Origin of the sequence: Donghicola sp. XS_ASV15 (assembly GCF_041224595.1) — a bacterium.
GTDB lineage: Bacteria > Pseudomonadota > Alphaproteobacteria > Rhodobacterales > Rhodobacteraceae > Donghicola.
Window position 1 is genome coordinate 153724 of sequence record NZ_JBGFGN010000129.1, and the last position, 23232, is coordinate 176955.

Consider the following 23232-nt stretch of genomic DNA (forward strand, 5'->3'; position numbering starts at 1 on the left):
GAACCTAGTGCGAGAAGATGTCGACGTCCGACCAACCCGCGAGGTCTAATTGGGCGCGCGTGGGTAGAAAATCAAAGCATTTTTGCGCGATCTCTGCGCGACCTTCGCGTTCCAACATGCGGTCGAGCTCTTTCTTTAGCTTGTGCAGGTGTAGAACGTCGGACGCGGCATAATCCGTCTGTGCTTTGGTCAATTCGGGCGCGCCCCAATCGCTGGATTGCTGCGCCTTGGAGATGTCGGTGCTCAGCAGCTCTTGCAGTAGGTTCCGCAGGCCATGGCGGTCCGTATAGGTGCGGACCAGTTTGCTGGCGATTTTCGTGCAATAGACAGGGGCGGCCAGAGCCCCAAAAGTGTTGTACATCGCTGCAATGTCGAAGCGACCGTAATGGAACAGCTTCAGCACATCGGGATTTTCCAAGAGACGACACAGGTTGGGGGCTTCGGTCTGTCCTTTTTCAATCTGGACCAGATGTGCGTTCCCGTCACCAGAGGACAATTGCACAACACATAGGCGATCGCGATGTGGCACTAACCCCATGGTTTCGCAGTCAATTGCGACTGCCGGACCAAGGTCAAGCACATCTGGTAGATCTTGCTTGTACAGAAAGTTTGCCACGTTTCCTCCAGTCGTTAAACTAGGAGGAAATGGTGCCCAGGAGAGGACTCGAACCTCCACGTCCATACGGACACTAGCACCTGAAGCTAGCGCGTCTACCAATTCCGCCACCTGGGCAGGTGTCGTGGGGCGGCTTCTACGCCTAGCGCCTAGGGGCGTCAACAGCTTTTTTCGGGGGAAATGCAAATTGTTTGAATGCGCTTGTTTGACCCCCTGCGCGGCGCTACTAAAGACCCCAACGAATATTGGCCGGAGGCTATGACAATGGCGCAGCTCGTCACCATTTTTGGCGGATCAGGTTTTGTCGGGCGCTATATTGCCCGTCGTTTGGCTCAGCAGGGGTACCGCGTGCGCGTGGCGGTGCGTCGCCCGAACGAGGCCGGCTTTGTACGCACCTATGGTGTTGTCGGTCAGGTCGAGCCCATTCTGTGCAACATCCGCGATGATGCCAGTGTTGCGGCGGCGGTTGCGGGTGCAGATGCAGTCGTGAACTGCGTTGGTATTCTGGCGGAAAGCGGCAAGAACCAGTTCGACACAGTTCAGACCGAAGGTGCCGCGCGTGTGGCGCGTCTGGCAGCCGAAGCTGGCATCAACCGTATGGTCCAGATCTCTGCGATTGGCGCGGACGAAAACAGCCCCAGCGAATACGCCCGTACCAAAGCGGCAGGCGAAGCAGCGATTCAAGAGCATATGCCAAGTGCTGTGATCCTGCGTCCCTCGATCATCTTCGGCAACGAAGACGAGTTCTTTAACCGCTTTGCTGGCATGATCGGTCCGGTCATTCCCGTCGTGGGCGGCAGCACCAAATTCCAGCCGGTCTATGTGGACGACGTTGCCGCGGCTGCAGTCAAAGCGATCAACGGCGATGTGCCCGCTGGTGTCTATGAGCTGGGTGGACCGGACGTCCGTACGTTCCGCGAGCTGATGCAGGACATGCTGGGTGTGATTCACCGCCGCAAGATGATCATCGGTGTTCCATTCTTTGCGGCGTCGATCATGGGCAGCGTGCTGGATTTCGTGCAGACCATTACCTTGGGCCTGTTCACCAACGGCATCCTGACCAAAGATCAGGTTCAGAACCTGAAGTCGGACAACGTGGTGTCCGAAGATGCCAAGGGCTTTGAGGCGTTCGGCATCGTGCCGACCAACTATCACGCTGTTCTGCCGGATTATCTGTGGAAGTTCCGTCCTTCGGGTCAGTACGACGCGATCAAGGCATCGGCCAAGAACATGCGCGGCTAACCTGCGCTGCATCCAGATAAGACAAAGGGGCCCGCGCGGCCCCTTTTTTGTTGGCTTGTTTCGGGGTTAGCCCGTGTAAGCCCAGATCAGCAGACCGATTCCAAAGACGAAGCGGTAGATGACATAGGGCGTGAAGCTGACGCTGCGCAGAAGGCGCATCATGAGGGTCAGTGCGAGCAGAGCCGAGATAAAGGCAAAGACCGCAGCGATGGCCCCGTCCTTGGCGGCAGAGGCGTCTGCGGTTGCAACAACCTCGATTCCTAAGAGCGCAGCCGAGGCGAGAATCGTGGGAATCGACATCAGCATCGATATTTTTGCCGCGTCATGGCGATTGTAGCCCATAAAACGGGCACCCGTGATTGTGATGCCGGACCGTGATGTGCCTGGAATCAGGGCGACGGCCTGCCAAAACCCCAGCATGAGCGCGTCGCGTGTGCCCCATTCGCGGGCTTCTTTGGTTTCTGGTCCCTTTTGGTCGGCCCAATAGAGGACAATGCCGAACAAAAGCATCGTCCAGCCAATGACTTTGACCGACCGCATCGCATCATCGAGGCCGGTGACTTTGAGTGCGAGGCCCAATAAAATAACGGGAATCGTCGCGATGATCAGGCTAAAGGCGAGCCGGTCGCCGTCGCTGTTGATCCGTCCGCGCAGGGCGTTCGGCAGGCCGATCAGGCCCGCTTTGACATCGGTCCAGAAGAAGAGAACAACGGCGAAAAGGGTGCCGAAATGCACCGCGACGTCGATGACTTGGCCCTGATCCTCCATGCCGGAGAGGGCGGGTAGTAGAATAAGGTGGCCGGAGGAGGAAATCGGCAAAAATTCCGTGATCCCTTGGATCACGGCGACTAGAAATAAATGAAAGAGGGTCATGCTGCGTCCGCATTGGAAATAAATACTGCCGCTGCAGCATAGGGGGTGCTGATATCTTTGGCGAATATTTCCTTTAGGTCCGTTTCGGACTTAAAAAACGCACCCAAATCGAAAATTTCTGCGCTGCAAAGCCGTAAATTAGAAATTAGGTCAGCACTTATGACTTTTCATCTGATCGATACTGTTTTAATACGCGCTCAACACAGAAACCTTTAGGGAGCTGACCACCATGGCGAAGCAACCCATGCTCAAGTTCGTTAAAGTCGAACGCGACATGCCGACGAAGCGGACTGCAGAAGACCGCAAACAGGACTTCAACGAGATTTATGCCGAGTTCGCAGCCGCCAAGGCGAACGAACAGGCCAGCCGTTGCAGCCAGTGCGGCGTCCCTTACTGCCAGAACCACTGCCCGCTGCATAACAACATTCCCGATTGGCTGAACATGACAGCAACCGGTCGTCTGGAAGAAGCGTATGCGATCAGCCAGTCCACCAACACCTTCCCCGAGATCTGCGGCCGTATCTGCCCGCAGGACCGTCTGTGCGAAGGCAACTGTGTGATTGAACAGTCGGGCCACGGCACTGTCACCATCGGCGCGGTCGAGAAATACATCACCGACACCGCGTGGGATAACGGCTGGGTCAAACCCATCGTCCCCGAGGCCGAGCGCACCGAAAGCGTTGGCATCATCGGCGCGGGCCCCGGCGGTCTGGCTGCGGCGGACATGCTGCGCCGCGCTGGCATTCAGGTTACCATCTATGACCGCTATGACCGCGCAGGCGGCCTGCTGACCTACGGTATCCCCGGCTTCAAGCTGGAGAAGGACGTTGTGATGCGCCGTAACAAGCTGCTCGAAGATGGCGGTGTGCGTTTTGTGCTGAACTGCAACGTGGGCGAAGACCTGTCGTTTGAAGAAATCCGCGAGCAACATGACGCGGTGATCATCGCGACTGGCGTGTACAAAACCCGTGATCTGCAAGGCCCCGGTGCCGGTGCAGCGGGTATTGTCCGCGCGATTGATTACCTGACCGCCAGCAACAAGGCATCGTTCGGTGACGAAGTGGCCGAGCTGGTCGACGGCACGCTGAACGCCGAAGGCAAGTCGGTTGTGGTCATCGGTGGTGGTGACACCGCGATGGACTGTGTGCGGACTGCGATCCGTCAGGGTGCGACCTCGGTCAAGTGTCTGTACCGCCGTGACCGCGCCAACATGCCCGGCTCGCAGCGCGAAGTGCAAAACGCCGAGGAAGAAGGCGCAGAATTTGTCTGGCTGGCCGCGCCCAAGGCGTTTGCCGGTGACCCCGTCACCAGCGTTAAGGTTCAGCAGATGCGACTGGGCGCCCCCGATGCGTCGGGCCGTCAGAGCCCCGAAGTGATCGAAGGCGCGGATTTCGACGAATCTGCCGATCTGGTCATCAAGGCGCTGGGCTTCGAGCCCGAGGACCTGCCCAAGCTTTGGGGCACCGATGGTCTGGAAGTGACCCGTTGGGGCACCGTAAAGGCGAACTTTGGCACTGGTGAGACCAGCCTCGATGGCGTCTATGCAGTGGGCGATATCGTCCGTGGCGCGTCGCTGGTGGTCTGGGCGATCCGTGATGGCCGCGATACCGCGCAAGCCATCCTGGAAAAGTTTAACGCCAAGGCAGCCATCGCCGCCGAATAAGGGTCTGGCCCACGTATGGTTCGGGTATGGCACACGTCATGACGTTGTGCCTGCCGCGCCAAGCCAGTGAGATTTGATTAGGGCAACAGCCCTGACCCACCAGCGAAGGAAGGGTTAAAGCAATGCAAAAGTTTGATGAGAACTGGGTCCGCGCCGAGGAAGAAAAGCGCAAGTGGATGGACGAGAACAGCCTCTACCGTGAAGAGGCAGAGCACTCGTCCTGTGGCGTTGGTCTGGTCGTCAGCATCGACGGCAAAGCCAGCCGCAAGGTTGTTGAGGCCGGTATCGACGCGCTGAAGGCGATCTGGCACCGCGGTGCTGTGGACGCAGACGGCAAAACCGGTGACGGCGCGGGTATCCACGTTCAGATCCCTGTTCCGTTCTTCTACGAGCAGATCCGCCGCACCGGCCACGAGCCCAAGAAAGATCAACTGCTGGCCGTTGGTCAGGTGTTCCTGCCCCGCACCGATTTCGGCGCTCAGGAAACCTGCCGGACCATCGTGGAAACCGAAGTCCTGCGCATGGGCTACGGCATCTACGGCTGGCGCCACGTGCCCGTCGATGTGACCTGTCTGGGTGACAAGGCGAACGCGACCCGCCCCGAGATCGAGCAGATCCTGATCTCGAACTCCAAAGGCGTGGACGAAGAGACCTTTGAGCGCGAACTATATGTCATTCGCCGCCGCATCGAGAAGGCCGCGTCGGCTGCACAGATCAATGGTCTGTACATCGCGTCGCTGTCCTGCCGCTCGATCATCTACAAAGGCATGATGCTGGCCGAGCAGGTTGCGGTGTTCTACCCCGACCTGATGGACGAGCGTTTCGAATCGTCCTTTGCGATCTACCACCAGCGTTACTCGACCAACACCTTCCCGCAGTGGTGGCTGGCGCAGCCGTTCCGCATGCTGGCGCACAACGGCGAGATCAACACCATCAAGGGCAACACCAACTGGATGAAGAGCCACGAGATCCGTATGGCCTCTTCGACCTTTGGTGACATGGCCGAGGACATCAAGCCGATCATCGCGAACGGTGCGTCGGACTCGGCGGCTTTGGACGCTGTGTTCGAAGTTCTGGTCCGCGCGGGCCGCAACGCGCCAATGGCGAAAACCATGCTGGTCCCCGAATCGTGGTCCAAGCAGGCGGTTGAGCTGCCCGAATCGTGGCGCGACATGTACGCCTACTGCAACGCCGTAATGGAGCCGTGGGACGGCCCCGCCGCGCTGGCCATGACCGACGGTCGTTGGGTTTGCGGTGGTCTGGACCGGAACGGTCTGCGCCCCATGCGCTATGTTGTGACCGGCGATGGCCTGCTGATCGCAGGGTCCGAGGCGGGCATGGTGCCCACCGACGAAGCCACTGTTGTGGAAAAGGGTGCCTTGGGCCCCGGTCAGCTGATCGGCGTCGATATGAAAGAGGGCAAGCTCTACCACGACACCGAGATCAAGGACGCTCTGGCAGGCAGCCAGCCGTTCGGTGAGTGGGTCGGCAAGATCAACGATCTGGACGAAGCGCTGGGTCAGGTGACCGAGAAGCCGATGTTCGAAGGTGCCGAACTGCGCAAGCGTCAGATCGCGGCTGGTTTCAGCCTCGAAGAGCTGGAGCAGATTCTGGCCCCGATGGCCGAAGACGGCAAAGAAGCACTGGCGTCCATGGGCGACGATACCCCCTCGGCTGTTTTGTCGACCAAGTATCGCCCCCTGAGCCACTACTTCCGCCAGAACTTCAGCCAGGTGACCAACCCGCCGATCGACTCTCTGCGCGAATTCCGCGTGATGTCGCTGAAGACCCGTTTCGGAAACCTGAAGAACGTTCTGGACGAATCCTCGTCGCAGACCGAAATTCTGGTGCTGGACAGCCCCTTTGTCGGCAACGCGCAGTGGACTGAACTGCAGAACCACTTCAACGCGACGCTGGTCGAGATCGACTGTACCTTTGCCCCCGGCGCAGACCTGCGCGGCGAGCTGGAGCGTATTCGCGCCGAAGCCGAGGACGCGGTGCGTTCGGGTGCAGGTCACATCATCCTGACCGACCACAAGCTGAGCGCGGACAAAGTCGGCATGCCGATGATTCTGGCGACCAGCGCGGTGCACAGCCACCTGACCCGCAAGGGCCTGCGGACCTTCTGCAGCCTGAACGTGCGTTCGGCCGAGTGTGTGGACCCCCACTACTTTGCCGTACTGGTGGGCTGTGGTGCGACCACTGTGAACCCCTATCTGGCCGAAGATTCGCTGGCCGACCGTATCGAGCGTGGCCTGCTGGAAGGCAGCCTGACCGAGAACGTCAGCCGTTACCGCGACGCCATCGACCAGGGTCTGCTCAAGATCATGGCAAAGATGGGTATCTCGGTGATTTCGTCCTACCGTGGTGGTCTGAACTTCGAAGCTGTGGGTCTGTCGCGCGCCATGTGTGCCGAATACTTCCCCGGCCTGATCAGCCGCATTTCGGGTATCGGTGTCTCTGGCATCCAGAAAAAGGCCGAAGACGTGCACGCAGCGGGCTTCAAGTCGAACCGCGACGTGCTGCCGATCGGTGGTTTCTACAAGTCGCGTCGTCAGGGCGAGACCCACGCTTGGGGTGCAAACAACATGCACCTGCTGCAGTCGGCCTGTGACCGTGGCTCGTTCGAGCTGTGGAAGCAGTACTCGGCGCTGATGAAAGCGAACCCGCCGATCCACCTGCGCGACCTGTTGGACATCAAGCCCTTGGGCAAAGCGATCCCGCTGGAAGAAGTTGAATCGATCACCTCGATCCGCAAGCGTTTCGTGACCCCCGGTATGTCGCTGGGCGCTCTGTCGCCCGAGGCGCACAAGACCCTGAACGTTGCGATGAACCGTATCGGCGCGAAGTCGGATTCGGGTGAGGGCGGCGAAGATCCCGCACACTTCCACCCCGAGCCCAACGGCGACAACCCGTCGGCCAAGATCAAACAGGTGGCCTCTGGTCGTTTCGGTGTGACCGCCGAATACCTGAACCAGTGTGAAGAGCTGGAGATCAAGGTCGCACAGGGCGCGAAGCCCGGTGAAGGTGGTCAGCTGCCCGGCATGAAGGTCACCGACCTGATCGCCCGTCTGCGCCACTCGACCAAGGGTGTGACCCTGATTTCGCCGCCGCCGCACCACGACATCTACTCGATCGAGGACCTTGCGCAGCTGATCTACGACCTGAAGCAGATCAACCCGCGTTGTAAGGTCACCGTGAAGCTGGTGGCGTCGTCGGGCGTTGGCACCATCGCCGCTGGTGTTGCCAAGGCGAAGGCGGACGTGATCCTGATTTCGGGCCACAACGGTGGTACTGGTGCATCGCCTGCGACCTCGATCAAGTACTGCGGCCTGCCGTGGGAAATGGGTCTGACCGAAGCGCATCAGGTTCTGGCAATGAACCACCTGCGTGGTCGCGTGACCCTGCGGACCGACGGTGGCCTGCGCACCGGTCGTGACATCGTCATGGCTGCGATGATGGGTGCCGAAGAGTACGGCATCGGCACCGCGGCTCTGATCGCGATGGGCTGTATCATGGTGCGTCAGTGTCAGTCGAACACCTGCCCCGTTGGTGTCTGTACTCAGGACGAAGACCTGCGTGCGAAGTTCACCGGCAACGCGGACAAGGTTGTGAACCTGATCACCTTCTACGCTCAGGAAGTTCGCGAGATTCTGGCATCGATCGGCGCCCGTTCGCTGGACGACGTGATCGGCCGCGCGGACCTGCTGAGCCAGGTCAGCCGTGGTTCGGCGCACCTGGATGATCTGGACCTGAACCCGCTGCTCATCACTGTCGATGGCTCGGAGCAGATCGAGTACGACCGCAACCGTCCGCGCAACGCTGTGCCGGATACTCTGGACGCGGAAATCGTCAAGGACGCGGCACGCTTCCTTGAGGATGGCGAGAAGATGCAGCTGAGCTACGCGGTGCAGAACACGCACCGTACCGTCGGCACCCGCACCTCGAGCCACATCGTGCGCCGCTTTGGCATGCGCAATAGCCTGCAGGCGGACCACCTGACCGTGAAACTGCGCGGTTCGGCGGGTCAGGCCTTGGGGGCGTTCGCAGCGCCCGGTCTGAAGATCGAAGTGTCTGGCGATGCCAACGACTACGTCGGCAAGGGTCTGTCGGGCGGTACCGTTGTGGTCCGTCCCCCGATGGAAAGCCCGCTGGTCGCCGCTGACAACACCATCATCGGCAACACCGTTCTGTACGGTGCGACCGACGGTTACCTGTTTGCGGCTGGCCGCGCAGGCGAGCGTTTCGCTGTCCGTAACTCGGGTGCGAAAGTGGTGATCGAGGGCTGTGGCAGCAACGGTTGTGAATACATGACCGGTGGTGTGGCTGTGATCCTTGGGTCGATCGGCGCGAACTTTGGCGCGGGTATGACCGGCGGTATGGCCTATCTGTGGGATCCTGAAGGTGTCGCTGAAAAGCACATGAACATGGAGACCTTGGTCACCTGCACCCCGGCGAACCCGCACTGGATTGCGCAGCTGAAAGATCTGGTCGAGCGTCACTACGCCGAGACCAACAGCCGCAAGGCAGGCGAAATCCTGCAGAACTGGGAAGAGAACCTGCCCAAGTTCCTGCAGGTCTGCCCCAAGGAGATGCTGAACAAGATGGCGCATCCGCTGACCGCTGATGGCCAAGAGGCCATCCCCGCCGAGTAAGGCAGAGCAAACCTAAAGATAATGAACCCCGCCGCGGTGTCGCTGGCGGGGTTTTTTTATGCCGAGTGGGTCGGTGGGTTGCAGGTCAGTCAGGCACGATTGCAGCGCGCGCGGCCATGTATTCGGGCAGGGATTCGCGATGGGCCCCGCAGATTCTGATCACGCAGGGGGCCGAGAAAGCCCAAGGCCACCGATCTGGCGCAATGGTGCGGCCTGAGATGAAGATGTTAATCCAGGTAACAGATGTATTTTTGCAATACCGTGCGTGCTGTGTCGCACGCGTCGTCGTTTTTGATTTGCCCAAAGGGACATATTCGTTGGATTTGTTAAAAAAACTAACGGGTATAAAATTACCCATAAGAGCGGCAACCAACAGCAATGCCTACAACGTACACGGATCAGTTCTATCTGTTCGATCCGTATGCGCCTCAGAACTATAGCCGCGACCTGTCGGTCGTGGTTCTGACGTATACGGATTCAAATGATGACGGCGAGTTGACCAACGGAGTTGGCGACACTGTCGATGGTGTCTTGGTCACAGCGGTCTACCGCGGTGACATGATCGATGTCCGCCTTAGTGACGGATCCATCGCTAGATACCGTGGTGCGACCTTTTACCTGGAAGATGGTCGGCGGTATTTCACCCCGACAGACGGACAGGTGCTGCAGGACAGCAGATTTGTAGAGACATCGGGTCTAGTATACGGTTCCAACGAGGTGGCGGTGGGCTCCGACGGCGACATGGGCCCGCCTTGCTTTACCCCCGGTACGCGTATCCTGACGGCGCGGGGCTATCGCAACGTCGAGGATATCGCGATTGGTGATCTGGTTTGGACCAACGACCACGGCATGCAGCCCGTGCGTTGGGTTGGATCGCGAACAGTCGTCGGCTTTGGTGAGTTTGCGCCTGTTCGGGTCAAGGCAGGCGCTTTGGGCAACAAGGTCGATATGCTGGTCAGTCAGCAGCACCGGTTTTTGGTGTCGGGCTGGCAGGTCGAATTGATGACAGGCGAGTCAGAAATGCTGGCACCTGCAAAGCATCTGGTGAATGGCGACGACGTTGTCTTGGCTCCGGCGCGGCAGGTCACGTATATCCATCTGATGTTTGATCAGCACGAGCTGTTGATGGCCGAGGGTGTGCTGACCGAGAGCTTCTTTGCTTCGGGCGATTTTGTGCAAAAGGATGTTGGGGTAAAGGACGAGCTTATGGCGCTGTTCCCCGAGCTTTTCACCGGATCTGTGGGCGGGCAACTCATGGCACGGCCAGCAACAAGGGCTTACGAGGTCACGGCGGCCTTGCACTGAGGCTTGACCGTTGCGCTGGCAGCGGCTTAGTGGCGGTATGGCGAAAAAGAGCAGATCCACCGCAAAGAAGAAAAAACCGAGCCGCAAGCGAAGCGGAGGGTTTCGCGCGAGGCTGCGCACATGGTGGCGGCGCGGACTGCTAGGTCTTGCGCTGCTGCTGGTAGTGGTGATCGTGCTGCCGTCGTTCCTGCCTGTGCCGCAAGGGTTCTATATGCGCTCCGAGGCGCGGCGGCTGGGGGACATTCAGCGGGTCTGGGTCCCGATGGACGAGATTGCCCCCATGATGGCGCGCTCTGTCGTGGCTGCTGAGGATGCGAATTTCTGCAACCACTGGGGCTTTGACATGTCGGCGATCCGCGATGCGATCGAGGATGGCGGCAATCGCGGAGCCTCGACACTGAGCCAGCAGGTGGTCAAGAATGTCTACCTGTGGCAGGGGCGGAACTGGACGCGCAAGGCGCTGGAGGCGCTGATGACCCCGCTGGTCGAGGCGGCGTGGAGCAAACGCCGGATTGTCGAGGTCTACCTGAACGTGGCCGAGTTCGACGAAGGCATCTTTGGCGTCGAAGCGGCCGCCCGCACATATTTCGGCACCACGCCAGAGGATTTGACCGCCCGAGAGGCGGCCTTGCTGGCTGCGCTCTTGCCGAATCCCAAAGAGCGGGACGCCGCCAATCCCAGCCAGTTTGTTGCCCGCCGGGCTTCACAAATTGCGGATGGGGCGGCGACTATCGCAAGAGACGGCCGTGCCGCCTGTTTCGAGGATTGAAAACAGGTCTCTAGACAGGCATTGAAGGTGAAATCCCAACAAGATCGAAGGACGCTATGAATCGCCTCTATCATGTTCCGCTCTCGCCGTTCTGCCGTAAGGTCCGTCTGGTGCTGGCCGAAAAGCGGATCGAGGTCGAGCTGGTCGAAGAGCGCTATTGGGAAATGGACACCGATTTCCTGCGCCGCAACCCAGCGGGCAAAGTGCCTGTGCTGCGCCTGAACGGTAAAATCCTGTCCGAGAGCATGGCCATTTGCGAGTATATCGAAGAGGTCTATCCTGACCCCGCCTTGATGCCCTATTCGCCCGAAGAGCGCTACGAAGTACGGCGGTTGGTCAGCTGGTTCGACGACAAGTTCCATTCCGAGGTCACGCAGAACCTGCTGTACGAGCGGGTGAACAAGAAGCTGATGAAATCGGGCTATCCGGACAGCAAAGCGGTCAAGATGGGCGCGCAGAAGATCAAGTACCACTTGGACTACATGGCGTGGCTCTTGGATCATCGCCGTTGGCTGGCGGGGGACCGGATGACCTTGGCCGATTTTGCGGCGGCGGCGCACCTGAGCGCTTTGGACTATATCAGTGATGTGGACTGGAACCGCAGCGAGGTCGTGAAGGACTGGTACGCGAAGATCAAATCGCGTCCTGCGTTCCGGAGCATTCTGGCTGACCAGATCCCCGGATTTCCGCAGCCGCCCCATTATTCCGATCTGGATTTCTGATCTGTGGCGACGCGGGGGCCAGCCCCCGCACCCCCGGGGTATTTGGGCAAGAAAGAGATGACTGACGCGTTGAAAGCCCGATTGGTGGCGCAGGCGCGGGCCGAGGGATTTTCCGAGGTTCGCGTGTGTCGCCCTTGGGACGTGCCGGAGGTTCTGGCGCGATTGGAGGCGTTTGTCGCGCAGGGCTTTCATGGCCAGATGGGCTGGATGGAAGAGCGGATGTCTTGGCGGGGCGATCCGAGTGCTCTGTGGCCCGAGGCGCGGTCGGTGATTGTGTTGGGCGAGAGTTATACGCCTGCGGACAATCCGATGGACGTGGTGGGACTGCCTGATCGCGGGGCGATTTCCGTGTATGCGCGGGGCAAGGATTACCACGATCTGGTCAAGAAGCGGCTGAAGCGCTTGGCCCGCTGGCTGATTGCCGAAGGCGGCGGCGAGGTGAAGGTGTTCGTGGACACGGCGCCGGTGCCGGAGAAGGCTTTGGGGCAGGCGGCGGGTTTGGGTTGGCAGGGCAAGCACACCAATCTGGTCAGTCGGCAGATGGGGAACTGGTTCTTTATCGGGTCGGTGTTTACGACACTGGATTTGCCGGCGGATGGGGCCGAGGTGGACCATTGCGGGCGCTGTGACCGGTGTTTGCGGGCCTGTCCGACGGATGCGTTTGTTGCGCCTTATCAGATGGATGCGCGGCGGTGCATTTCGTACCTGACGATCGAGCATAAGGGACCGGTGGACGAGGCGCTACGCGGGCGCTTGGGGAACCGGATTTACGGGTGTGATGACTGTCTGGCCGCGTGCCCGTGGAACAAGTTTGCGGTCGAGGCCAGTGACATGCGCTATGCGGCCCGAGAGGGGACTGTGGCGCCGCCGTTGCGCGAGTTGGCCGCGCTGGATGATGCGGCGTTTCGCGAGCGGTTCAGTGGTAGTCCGATCAAACGGATCGGGCGCGATCGCTTCGTTCGAAACGTTCTGTATGCCATCGGGAATTCGGGGGATGCCTCGCTGAAAGAAGTGGCCACCGCGCTGTTAACCGACCCCGATGAGGGCGTGGCCGATGCAGCGCGGTGGGCTGCCTTACAACTAGGATGATTCTATCCTTGTTTCGCGGCGGATACCAGAGGTCTCACTGCCTCGTCATGATAATGTTATAGGGGTTTGCCGAAGGCCTGTGGCGCCCCACATTAGGGAGATCCAAGCAAAGAGGAGTGGTCTGTTGGCCAAGTATACCCGTGACCCCGATGTGATCGCCGCGCTGGAGCCTGACGCCTATTACGTGACCCAAGAGAGCGGCACGGAACGGCCCGGCACAGGGCACTATCTGGGGAACAAGCAAAAGGGCCTCTATGTGGATATCGTCAGCGGGGAGCCGCTGTTCGTGTCCTCGGCCAAATATGAATCGGGCTGTGGGTGGCCGAGCTTCACCCGGCCCGTGAGCGAAGAGTTCATTCAGGAATTGCGCGACACCACCCATGGCATGGTGCGGACCGAAGTGCGCTCGACCTATGGGGACAGCCATTTGGGGCACGTGTTCGATGATGGTCCGCGCGATCAGGGTGGGCTACGGTATTGCATCAACTCGGCGGCGCTACGGTTTGTCCCGCTCGAGGATATGGAGGCCGAGGGGTACGGCGACTTCGTGGCCTTGGTCGAGAAGGAGTAAGAGATATGGCACAAGAGCGCGCAGTTCTGGCGGGCGGCTGTTTCTGGGGGATGCAGGACTTGATCCGCAAGCTGCCCGGCGTAGAGGCCACCCGCGTCGGCTATACCGGTGGGGACGTTCCGAACGCGACCTACCGCAACCACGGCACCCATGCCGAGGGGATCGAGATTCTGTTCGATCCGGCGGTGATCAGCTATCGGCAGCTGCTGGAGTTTTTCTTTCAGATCCACGATCCGACCACGCTGAACCGGCAGGGCAACGATCTGGGCATGAGCTATCGCAGCGCCATTTATTATGTGGATGACGCGCAGAAGGCCGTGGCCGAGGATACCATCGCGGACGTCAATGCCAGCGGCATCTGGCCCGGTACCGTTGTGACCGAGGTGGAGCCCGTAGGCGATTTCTGGGAGGCGGAGCCAGAGCATCAAGATTATCTGGAGCGGTTTCCGAACGGATATACCTGCCATTTCCCGCGTCCCGACTGGGTGCTGCCCAAGCGCGCGGCGGAATAAACGAAAAACCGGCCCTGCGAGGCCGGTTCTTTTTTATGTGTCACTCTGGAAGAGAGAAACCCCCGCCACGGGGCGGGGGCCTACTCGTACTTGGGTTCACTGGGGATACATTCTTACCCGTAAGTACTCGTTAGAAACGGTAGGACATGCGCACTTGGGCCGTTGTGGCATCGGCGTCCATGTTTGTGTCATCCATGTCGATAAAGCGGTGACGCAGGACTTCGCCGCCCACGGTCACGCTGTCAGTTACTTTGTGTTCGTAGCCGAGGCCTACAAATCCGCCTTCGTTATAACCGGCCTCTTCGAAATTGGCCGCTGCGGCACCTGCGGTCAGGTAGGGCAGGCCTTGGCCCATATCATACCCTGCTTTGAGCTTGAGGCGCGTCACATCTTGGAGAGCATCGGCGTTGTCATCCAGTTCAATATTGCCGGCATCATATTCGACGCCTGCGCCCAGAACGTACTTGCCGAAGTCATAGTCGTAGCCAAGGTGCACACCACCTAGGCCGCCATTGCCGTCCAGATCGACTGCGCCTTCGTCCGTGGTGACTTTGCCGCCGCCGGCTTGGATACCACCGTAGAAGCCGGTCCAGTTGCCGTCCACTGCGACGGGTTCGGAAACGACGACGGGCGCTGGCTCTGTCGGAGGGGGTGTGAGCGAGCCTGCCAGCACAGGGGCGGCCGAGAGTGCGATAATCGATGTCAGAGCTGCGGTCTTGATAGCCATGATCCAAACCTTTCTTCATTTATTACAAAACTAGATGCGCCGGGTTTCGGCGTCGGGTCAGTACTTGGGGCGTGCTAAGGCTTTGTGCAATCACAGGAAATTCACTTGTTAGGCGCAATAATGTGACCCGGATCGGCGGGAACATGTCGGCGCCACACCCAAATTCCGCTCACGGGCGTGCCATACGGGCGCAGGATATCTGGAAAGAGGAATAGCGCCTTTGCTGTGGTCGCATGGGTAAAAGCTTGACCGAAGGGTCAAACAGGCGCACTTCGAACGTCATGCCCTATGAAACATATCAGCCTTTCAAGGCCATAACGCTCAAGCTCTGTTCTGTTGTCGTCTTCACCTCGATGGCGGCGATGATCAAGGCAACAGCAGATGTTGTTCCCACGGGCGAAGCGGTGTTTTTCCGCTCGGCTTTTGCGATGCCGGTTTTGTTGGGCTGGCTCTGGATACGCGGCGCATTGCGCACTGGGGTCAAGGTGCAGAGCCCGATTGGCCACGTCTTGCGCGGTTTGATCGGTGCGTCGGCCATGGGCATGAATTTTCTAGCGCTGGGATTGCTGCCTCTGCCAGAGGTGACGGCAATCGGATTCGCGGCCCCTCTGCTGACAGTGGTCTTTGCGGCGCTCTTGTTGAAAGAGCGGGTCGGCCCGTTCCGCTGGTCCATGGTTCTGTTGGGACTGGTCGGTGTGATGGTCGTGCTGTGGCCACGACTGACGATCAATAGCGCGGCAGATGGCGCGGCACTGGGGGCGATGCTTGTGCTGGGGTCAGCCTGCGCGCGGGCCTTGGCGCAGGTGCAGATCCGCCGACTTGTAGAAATTGATAACACGAGCGCGATTGTCTTTTGGTTCACCGTGACCACGACTGTGCTGTCTTTGATGACGGCCCCGTTTGGGTGGACGATGCCTGACGCCTTTTCGTTGATGCTGCTGATCGGAGCGGGCGTGTTCGGGGGGCTGGGGCAAATCCTGATGACATCGGCCTACCGATATGCCGGGGCGTCGTTGATCGCGCCCTTTGACTACAGCGCAATGATCATGGCGCTGGGCATGGGGTATTTCTTGTTCGCGGAAATCCCGACAGGGCAAATGCTGTTAGGGGCGCTGGTGGTGATCGCTGCGGGCGGCATGATTATTTGGCGTGAACAGCGTCTGGGCTTGCGGCGCGGCAAGGCGCGTTCGGGAATGACGCCTCAGGGTTAATACTTTCGGCTATTTTTGACCAATTGGTATTAACCAAGAGTTACACGAAACGCGAATCTCTAACCTTACGATTTTGCAAAGTTAGGTCTAATTTTGTTTGCACTCGCGCAAAATTAGCTTTGCTTTTTAAATAAACAAAGTTGATTTAATTTTCGAAACTTTCTGAGAGTTCCGTTCGTTTTTGGGGGGAAGTAAGGGAAAACAGACAGTTATAAGACACTACTGGGTACCTTACTTTGGACGTATCCCACTCCGAGCGGGGAAATGTGGTTGACACGGTAGGGTATACCGGACGCGCCGAAGTGGGGGAAATACGTTCCTAGGGGCAACAATATGTGGCATAGTTGTCCTATCGGTTGAGAGTGAATGGTTCCTGTTTTCGAAACTCTTGCGAGTGCACATGCAAACTTCGGCAATCCCGCTTTGAAGGTGCGCGCCCGCTTAATGACAAGGAACAAACCCATGCGTGTTCTTATTGCTGATGACCATGAACTGCTTCGCGATACTCTGGAATTGTATCTCAAGCAGGAAGGCAATATCGAAACTCGTACCGCCGAAGATCTGAGCGGCGCTGTCGAGCTGATCGAATCCGAAGGTAACTTCGATCTGATCCTTCTGGACTTCAACATGCCTGGAATGAACGGCCTGGAAGGTCTGAAGAAAGTCAAATCCATGCAGGGTGGCCAGCGCGTTGCTCTGATCTCGGGTGTTGCCAGCCGCGACGTTGCCGAGCAGGCTCTGGCCGAGAATGCAGCAGGCTTCCTGCCCAAGACCCTGTCAGCCCGTAGCGTTGTGAATGCTGTCCGCTTTATGGCGATGGGCGAGCAGTATGCGCCGTTGGAATTCATGTCTCAGCAGGAAGAAGACGACAAGTCGCAGCATCCTCTGACATCGCAGCTGTCGCGCCGCGAGATGCAAGTTCTAGAAGGTCTGAGCGGTGGTCTGTCGAACAAAGAGATTGCGCGCAATCTAGATGTTCGCGAGCCCACAGTGAAACTGCATGTCAAAACGCTGTACCGCAAAATCGGTGTCCACAACCGTACGCAAGCGGCGCTGATCGCCAAAGAGTCCGGCCTGTTTTGAAAGAAAATTGGTCTTTTCAAATGGAACGCTTCGCACGTTCTCAGTGTGCCCTTTGGCACTGCAAAGACCATCGAGATGCGCCGGGCATTCTAGGGCATTGAGCCCCTGATCTTCCGGCGCACCCCTAGCAACGACGCTACGGGAAAAATGCCTATAGAACGGCGCACTGGCAAGAAAGCCGGTCCGCGCAGGCCAAGCAGGAATTTGCTGTCATGCGAGAAGCGCTGGTGCAAAGAGCTTTTCATTGGCCTAACATCTCCCCAAGCACTAGGTGTAGGGGCAATGCATATTTTATTTCGTTCAGGACTTTGGGGCGCAGCGTGTCTGAGCCTGTTGTCGACTGCGGCATCGCCCGCCATTGAAATTGATCTCTCCGTCTCGGGCGGGGATGATGCCCTAGAAGAGCGTCTTAAGACGGCCTCGCGGCTTTATGCTGCCGATGAAACCGAAGATGTGACGGCTCAGGATTACGCCGCCGCGGCTCTGGCGGAGTACAACACTGTGGTCGGTGTGCTGTACGAAGAGGGCTATTACGGACCCACAGTCAGCGTGACTCTGGATGGCACCGAGGCCAGCCAGTTGAACCCCTTTCGCTTGCCTGACCAGTTCCGGTCGGCGCGGATCACTGTCGAGACAGGGCCGAAATTTACATTTGGCGCGGCCAATGTTGGCCCGCTGCCCGAAGGCACCGATCCCGCGCCCGAGTTCGCGGTAGGTCAGGATGCTCGGTTGGATGTGATCCGAAGCACAGGGCAGGACGCCGTGGACTCCTGGCGTGATCAGGGTCACGCCAAGGCGGACCTGACTGGGCAGAGCATTGTCGCGGATCATCCGGCGCAGACGCTGGATGTGTCGTTGGGGATTACACCTGGTCCGCAACTGAAGTTTGGCCGTCTGAGCGTCGAGAACAACCGCAACGTCCGCGAAGAGCGTATTCGCGCGATCGCCGGCCTGCCGCGCTACCAGGTATATGATCCAAAAGCGCTGGCCGATGCTGCGACGCGTCTGCGCAACACCGGCGCGTTCCGCTCTGTGGCGATGCAAGAGGCTGAGACTGTTCGCGACGGCGAGTTCCTTGATTTCACGGTGAACGTGGTCGAGGCCAAGCCGCGCCGTTTCGGCTTCGGTGCCGAGTTGATTTCAGACGAGGGCTTGACGCTCTCGACCTTCTGGATGCACCGCAACATTCTGGGTGGCGCCGAAAAGCTGCGATTTGATGCCGAGCTTGCGGGGATCGGTGGCACGACAGGCGGCGAAGACCTGAACCTGAGTGCCCGCTTCGAGCGGCCCGCGACTTTTGACCCGCGCAACACATTCTTTGTTCAGTCGACGCTCGAGCGGATGGATGAACCCGAATACCTGAGCGACCAATTCCGTACGGACATTGGTATCTTGCGGCAGGCCAGCGATAATCTGACGATCCAGTACGGAGTGGCCTTCCGCCGCGCCACGATCGAAGATTCAGACGGCGAGGTCAGCTATAGCCAAGTGCTGTTCCCCGTGTCCGCGACCTATGACAAGCGTGAAGGTGGCAGCAGCCCCACGAGCGGTTTCTACCTGAGCGGCGAGGTCATGCCGTTCTACGGATTGAATGACACGCCCGAGGGTATTCGCAGCACGCTGGATGCCAGAACCTATTTCAGCGCTGGTGAAAAGACCGTGTTTGCCCTGCGCGGGCAGCTTGGTGTGATCGAAGGCGCCAAGGTCGAAGAGGTTCCCGCAGACTTTCAGTTCTATTCGGGCGGCGGCGGTACCGTGCGCGGCCAGAATTACCAATCACTGGGATATGGCGACGGCGGCGGCGCGACGTTCCTTGGGGCGTCAGTCGAACTGCGCCAAGGTGTCACCGATGCGATCAGCGCAGTTGGGTTTGTGGACTATGGGTTTATCGGCGCAGAGGCCGGTTGGGACACCGAGGGCGCCGATCATGCGGGCGCGGGTTTGGGCGTGCGTTATGACACCCCCATCGGCCCCTTGCGTCTGGATGTGGCCACACCGGTCACTGGCGATGACGCCGGGCGCGAATTGGAAATCTACATCGGGATCGGACAGGCGTTTTGAGACGGATCTTAGCAGCGTTTCTGCTGTTGCTTTTGCCCTTGGGCGCGGCAGCACAAGAGGATGACGGCCAAGGATATCTGGAGCGGTTGTTGCAGGACAGCCTTTCTGGGGCCGGGCGGGATGTCCGGATCGAAGGATTTGCTGGTGCACTCAGTTCACGGGCAACCATTGACCGTTTGACCATCGCGGATGATCAGGGTGTCTGGCTGGATGCGCAGGGTCTGGCGCTGGACTGGAGCCGCGCCGCGTTGCTGCGGGGCCGGGTCGAGGTCAACGAGCTCTCTGCCGAGAGTATTTCGATGCCGCGCAAACCCATCGCCGAAGAAACGGTTGATGTCCCTGCACCCGAGGCGACAGCGTTTTCCCTGCCAGATCTGCCGGTTTCAGTGAATGTGGAAACGCTGAAAGTCGAGCGCGCCGAACTGGGTGCGGACGTGATCGGGCAGGACGCGGTTCTGACCTTGGATGGTTCGGCGCAATTGGCCGATGGCGCGGGCACCGTTGCCCTTAACGCTGCGCGGATTGACGGCACAGAGGGCCGGTTCGAGGTCGACCTGAGCTATGATCCGGACGCCAATACGGCCAGCATTCTGGTCGCGGCGTCCGAAGATGCGGGCGGGATTGTCTCTGTCCTGTCGGGCATTCCGCAAAGTCCGAGCATCGATCTGCGGATCGAAGGCGACGGTCCGGCGGATGACCTGACTGTTGATATCGCCTTGCGGACAGACAGCGCGTTGCGCCTTGGGGGCCAAGTGACCTTGCGCGGTCAGGCGCTAGACGTCGATTTGGGCGGCGACCTGCGGCCCTTGGTCGAGCCGCTCTATCATGATCTTCTGGGGGACGACGCGCGCGTTGTGGCCTCGGCGGCCAAGGCGGATGACGGCACGCTGACATTGAGCAATCTGTCAATCAACGCACGGGCTGCGAACGTAGAGGGTGCGGCGGTGATTGCCCCTTCGGGCTTGCCGCAGAGCATCGAATTGCAGGGTACGTTGCAGGCCCCTGACGGCTCGCCATTGACACTGGCCGAAGATGTGACGGTCGAGAGTGTGACCCTAGATGTCGCCCACGATGCCGATAGCAGTTCTGATTGGCAGGGAAATGTGGTGCTGAATGGGCTGACCCAAGCTGCTGTCACCCTACCGCAGGCCGAGTTGACCGGTCGTGGCCAGATCACCCCCGCGTCGGGTGAGACTCCGCAATCCGTGACGGCGCGGTTCGATTTCCGCACCCAAGGAATGCAAATGGCCGATGCTGCGCTTCAGGGATTGCTCGGTCCCGAGGTCACTGGCGGTGTTCGCCTGATCGCTGTGGACGGCCAGCCGCTGGACCTGCGTGATCTGGCGATCAACGCATTGGCATTTGCTGCGACAGGCACTGCGACAATCGACGGTTTGGAAAGCGGATATGACACCAAGCTTGACGTGAAAGTGGTCGCTGATGATCTGGCCAAGGCGCGCGAATTGTCCGGTCTGGATCTGGCTGGTGCGGCAGAATTTGCTCTGTCGGGGACTGTGGTGCCTTTGTCCGGTGCGTTTGATCTGACGGCCAGCGGCGACACCACTGCGCTCGAAATCGGACAGGAACAGGTGGACGGGTTGGTTGGCGGTGATGGGGCCGTGTCGGTCAAGGTGCGCCGCGATGAGACCGGTGTCACCATAGAAGAGCTTCTGGCGAACACAGATGGCGCGCGGGTTCAAGCCAGCGGCACCATCGGTAGCGCTGAGACGGATTTTACCTTTAACAGCTTTGTCAAAGATTTCAGCCGCTTGGGCCAAGGCGGCGCAGGGCGTGCTGCACTGGATGGCCGCATCGTTCTAGCCGGAGCAACGCTCAAGCAACTGTCGGTTGATGGGATCTTGAGCGGCCCGCAAGGTCTGGTGATCCCGCTGGGGGATGATCAGTTGCAGATGTCGGCGGGCCGCATCGACATCAGCGCAGGCCAAGGGCGCTGGAGTCTCGATACTGACCTGACAGGGCTGCGGCACCCGCAGGGTGCCGTTTCCGAGGCGCTGATCAAAGGGTCGGGCAGTTACGCCCAAACCGAAGAGGGCGCGGTCGAGGCTGTGCGCGGCGCGATCGAGGCTGCATTGTCCGGCGCGGAACCTGCTGACCCCAAGCTGGCCCAGGCACTCGGTCAGGACGTGTCCTTCCAAACCACCTTTGACTATAGCGAAGGCACTCCGCTGGTCTTTGATCCGCTGCGTTTGCAGGGCGCAGACTATGGCGCCGCTGGTGATGTTTCTGTCGATCTAGAGACACAAATCGCAACGGTCGATCTGACTGCAAATGTCGGCAATGCCGCGCGCTTTTCCGCCTTGGCGGGGCGCAGTCTGCAAGGGGCAGCGCAGCTGGACATCGACGGTACGGTGTCCGCAGACACGGCGGATCTGACCATCAAAGGCTCGGGCAGCGGGCTTGATTTAGGCGATCCCCACATCAACGGGGTGCTTGGCGGCCGGTTTGATCTGGATACCCATGTGTTGCGGGATGGGACTGCCCTGACCCTAGAGCGTCTGTCCCTGAACGGTGGCAACCTGAGCCTGAGCGCGTCGGGCAGCCTGACTGACCAAGGTAAATCATTGACCGCCGAAGGGCGTGTGCCCGATGTCGGACGGCTTGTCCCTGATATCAGCGGGCCGGTGACGGTGTCCGCACAGGTTGGCGGTGATGCCGAAACGACCACGGTGGATGCGACCCTGACTGGCCCTGCAGGCATGACTGCAGAGGTTGATGGGGCCATAGCCAGCAATGGCACGCTGAATTTGAGCGCAACGGGGGCCGTTCCTTTGGGACTTGCCAACCCGATGATTGCCCCGCGTCAGGTGTCTGGCGATGCTCGCTTTGATCTGGCACTTCGGTGGCCTGCGGGTCTGGATGCCCTGAGCGGGACAGTGACTCTGGCGGATGGGCTCTTTTCAGAGCCGTCCTCTGGCATCACGTTGAACAATATTGGTGGAACAGCGCGCCTTGGAAATAGTCAGGTGCGGCTGGACCTGCGCGCGAATGGCAGTCAGGGTGGTTTGATCGCGGTGACCGGCACCGCCGGCTTGACCGGTTCGTTCAACGTTGATGCTGATGTGACCATCACCGATCTGACCCTAAGCGACCCCGGTCTGTACGAAGCCACCCTAGGGGGGGATCTGAACTTCCGCGGGCCGGTTCTGGATGGCGGTCGGCTCAAGGGCGATATCACTCTGAGCGAGGCGGAACTGCGCATACCTGAAACAGGCGCAGGTGCCGCAGGCAGCATTCCAGACATCGAGCATCTTGGAACACCTGCGGACGTTCGCCGTACGCTGGATAAGGCGGGTCTGTCGACAACGGCAGAGCCGAGCGATCCGAACGCTGCCCCCGCGGTCGTTATTCCGATGGATGTGACGATTCGTGCGCCATCACGCATTTTCGTTCGTGGTCGCGGGCTGGATGCGGAACTTGGCGGTCAGATCCGTTTGCAGGGAACATCGGCCAATATTATCCCGATCGGCCGGTTCGATCTGGTGCGTGGCCGTCTCCTGCTCTTGGGGCAACGCTTTGATTTTGATGAAGGATATATCAGCCTCGAAGGCGCGTTGGTCCCTGTGATCCGGCTGGTTGTCGAAACCCAGCAGGGCGAGGTTCTGACCTATATCATTGTCGATGGCGCGGCGTCGTCTCCAGAGGTGTCGTTTAGCTCCTCTCCGGAATTGCCCGAAGACGAGGTGCTGGCGCAGTTGCTGTTTGGTCGGGACATGAGCCGTCTTTCGGCATTCCAAGCGCTGCAACTGGCAAATGCGGTCGCTGTGCTGGCGGGGCGCGGTGGCGAAGGGATCGTTTCCAAATTGCGTCAGGGCTTTGATCTGGACGATCTGGATGTCACCACTGACGATGAGGGGAATGCAGCCGTCCGGGCCGGAAAATACATCTCTGATAACGTGTATACGGACGTCACAGTTGGCGCCGCAGGCACGACTGAACTGAATCTGAATATTGATATCAGCCCGTCCGTGACCGCACGTGGCGGTGTCGATGCAGAGGGTCAGAGCAGCGTCGGTATTTTCTTTGAGAGGGACTACTAAACTTTTGATAGGGCAATACTATCTGATTTGACGTGCATGTTATCACGCAATGAGCCGTTTAAATTGAGCGAAAGG

Annotated in this window: 16 protein-coding genes and 1 tRNA gene; 13 read left to right on the plus strand and 4 right to left on the minus strand. The window is 59.4% G+C overall.

Features of this window, described 5'->3' with window-relative positions; translation table 11 throughout:
- Nucleotides 1-4 precede the first annotated feature (4 nt).
- Nucleotides 5-616 (minus strand): ribonuclease D, encoded by a 612-nt coding sequence (locus AB9K37_RS09090; RefSeq protein ID WP_369837459.1) that lies wholly within the window; start codon nt 614-616, stop codon nt 5-7.
- 30 nt (nt 617-646) lie between these two features.
- Nucleotides 647-733 (minus strand) — tRNA-Leu (locus tag AB9K37_RS09095).
- A gap of 147 nt (nt 734-880) precedes the next feature.
- Here AB9K37_RS09095 and AB9K37_RS09100 point away from each other — a divergent pair.
- Nucleotides 881-1858, plus strand: a complete 978-nt coding sequence (locus AB9K37_RS09100; protein ID WP_369837462.1) for a complex I NDUFA9 subunit family protein — start codon at nt 881-883, stop codon at nt 1856-1858.
- 66 nt (nt 1859-1924) lie between these two features.
- Here the strand turns inward: AB9K37_RS09100 and AB9K37_RS09105 are convergent, their stop codons facing one another.
- Nucleotides 1925-2731 carry an undecaprenyl-diphosphate phosphatase gene (locus AB9K37_RS09105; protein WP_369837464.1) on the minus strand — a complete coding sequence of 269 codons (807 nt, stop codon included), beginning with the start codon at nt 2729-2731 and terminating at the stop codon, nt 1925-1927.
- 229 nt (nt 2732-2960) lie between these two features.
- Between AB9K37_RS09105 and AB9K37_RS09110 the strand changes: the two genes are divergently transcribed.
- The 8 genes from AB9K37_RS09110 (at nt 2961) to msrA (ending at nt 14017) form a co-directional block, all read left to right on the plus strand.
- On the plus strand, nt 2961-4394 hold the full coding sequence (locus AB9K37_RS09110; RefSeq protein WP_369837467.1) for an NAD(P)-dependent oxidoreductase: 1434 nt from the start codon (nt 2961-2963) through the stop codon (nt 4392-4394).
- A gap of 122 nt (nt 4395-4516) precedes the next feature.
- The gene (gltB, locus tag AB9K37_RS09115; protein ID WP_369837470.1) at nt 4517-9049 is read left to right on the plus strand and encodes a glutamate synthase large subunit; all 4533 of its coding nucleotides are present in this window, start codon (nt 4517-4519) and stop codon (nt 9047-9049) included.
- A 378-nt stretch (nt 9050-9427) separates the two neighbouring features.
- Nucleotides 9428-10354 (plus strand): Hint domain-containing protein, encoded by a 927-nt coding sequence (locus AB9K37_RS09120; RefSeq protein ID WP_369837473.1) that lies wholly within the window; start codon nt 9428-9430, stop codon nt 10352-10354.
- Nucleotides 10355-10391: 37 nt separating this feature from the next.
- On the plus strand, nt 10392-11123 hold the full coding sequence (gene mtgA, locus AB9K37_RS09125; protein ID WP_369837476.1) for a monofunctional biosynthetic peptidoglycan transglycosylase: 732 nt from the start codon (nt 10392-10394) through the stop codon (nt 11121-11123).
- Nucleotides 11124-11179: 56 nt separating this feature from the next.
- Entirely contained in the window at nt 11180-11845 is a 666-nt protein-coding gene (locus tag AB9K37_RS09130) for a glutathione S-transferase family protein (protein WP_072708661.1), read from the plus strand.
- 57 nt (nt 11846-11902) lie between these two features.
- On the plus strand, nt 11903-12934 hold the full coding sequence (gene queG / locus AB9K37_RS09135; protein WP_369837479.1) for a tRNA epoxyqueuosine(34) reductase QueG: 1032 nt from the start codon (nt 11903-11905) through the stop codon (nt 12932-12934).
- 124 nt (nt 12935-13058) lie between these two features.
- Entirely contained in the window at nt 13059-13505 is a 447-nt protein-coding gene (msrB, locus tag AB9K37_RS09140; protein WP_369837482.1) for a peptide-methionine (R)-S-oxide reductase MsrB, read from the plus strand.
- 5 nt (nt 13506-13510) lie between these two features.
- Entirely contained in the window at nt 13511-14017 is a 507-nt protein-coding gene (gene msrA, locus AB9K37_RS09145; protein WP_369837484.1) for a peptide-methionine (S)-S-oxide reductase MsrA, read from the plus strand.
- Between the two features lie 130 nt (nt 14018-14147).
- Here msrA and AB9K37_RS09150 read toward each other — a convergent pair whose 3' ends face one another.
- Nucleotides 14148-14744 (minus strand): outer membrane protein, encoded by a 597-nt coding sequence (locus AB9K37_RS09150; RefSeq protein ID WP_369837487.1) that lies wholly within the window; start codon nt 14742-14744, stop codon nt 14148-14150.
- Between the two features lie 281 nt (nt 14745-15025).
- Here AB9K37_RS09150 and AB9K37_RS09155 point away from each other — a divergent pair, with 281 nt between their 5' ends.
- The 4 genes from AB9K37_RS09155 (at nt 15026) to AB9K37_RS09170 (ending at nt 23157) form a co-directional block, all read left to right on the plus strand.
- Complete coding sequence (locus tag AB9K37_RS09155) at nt 15026-15955, plus strand: DMT family transporter (RefSeq protein WP_369837490.1); 930 nt, start codon at nt 15026-15028, stop codon at nt 15953-15955.
- A 462-nt stretch (nt 15956-16417) separates the two neighbouring features.
- Nucleotides 16418-17038, plus strand: a complete 621-nt coding sequence (locus AB9K37_RS09160) for a response regulator (protein ID WP_369837492.1) — start codon at nt 16418-16420, stop codon at nt 17036-17038.
- 282 nt (nt 17039-17320) lie between these two features.
- On the plus strand, nt 17321-19099 hold the full coding sequence (locus AB9K37_RS09165) for an autotransporter assembly complex family protein (protein ID WP_369837495.1): 1779 nt from the start codon (nt 17321-17323) through the stop codon (nt 19097-19099).
- On the plus strand, nt 19096-23157 hold the full coding sequence (locus AB9K37_RS09170; RefSeq protein WP_369837498.1) for a translocation/assembly module TamB domain-containing protein: 4062 nt from the start codon (nt 19096-19098) through the stop codon (nt 23155-23157). Before AB9K37_RS09165 ends, AB9K37_RS09170 begins: the two co-directional genes overlap by 4 nt.
- Nucleotides 23158-23232: the final 75 nt, after the last annotated feature.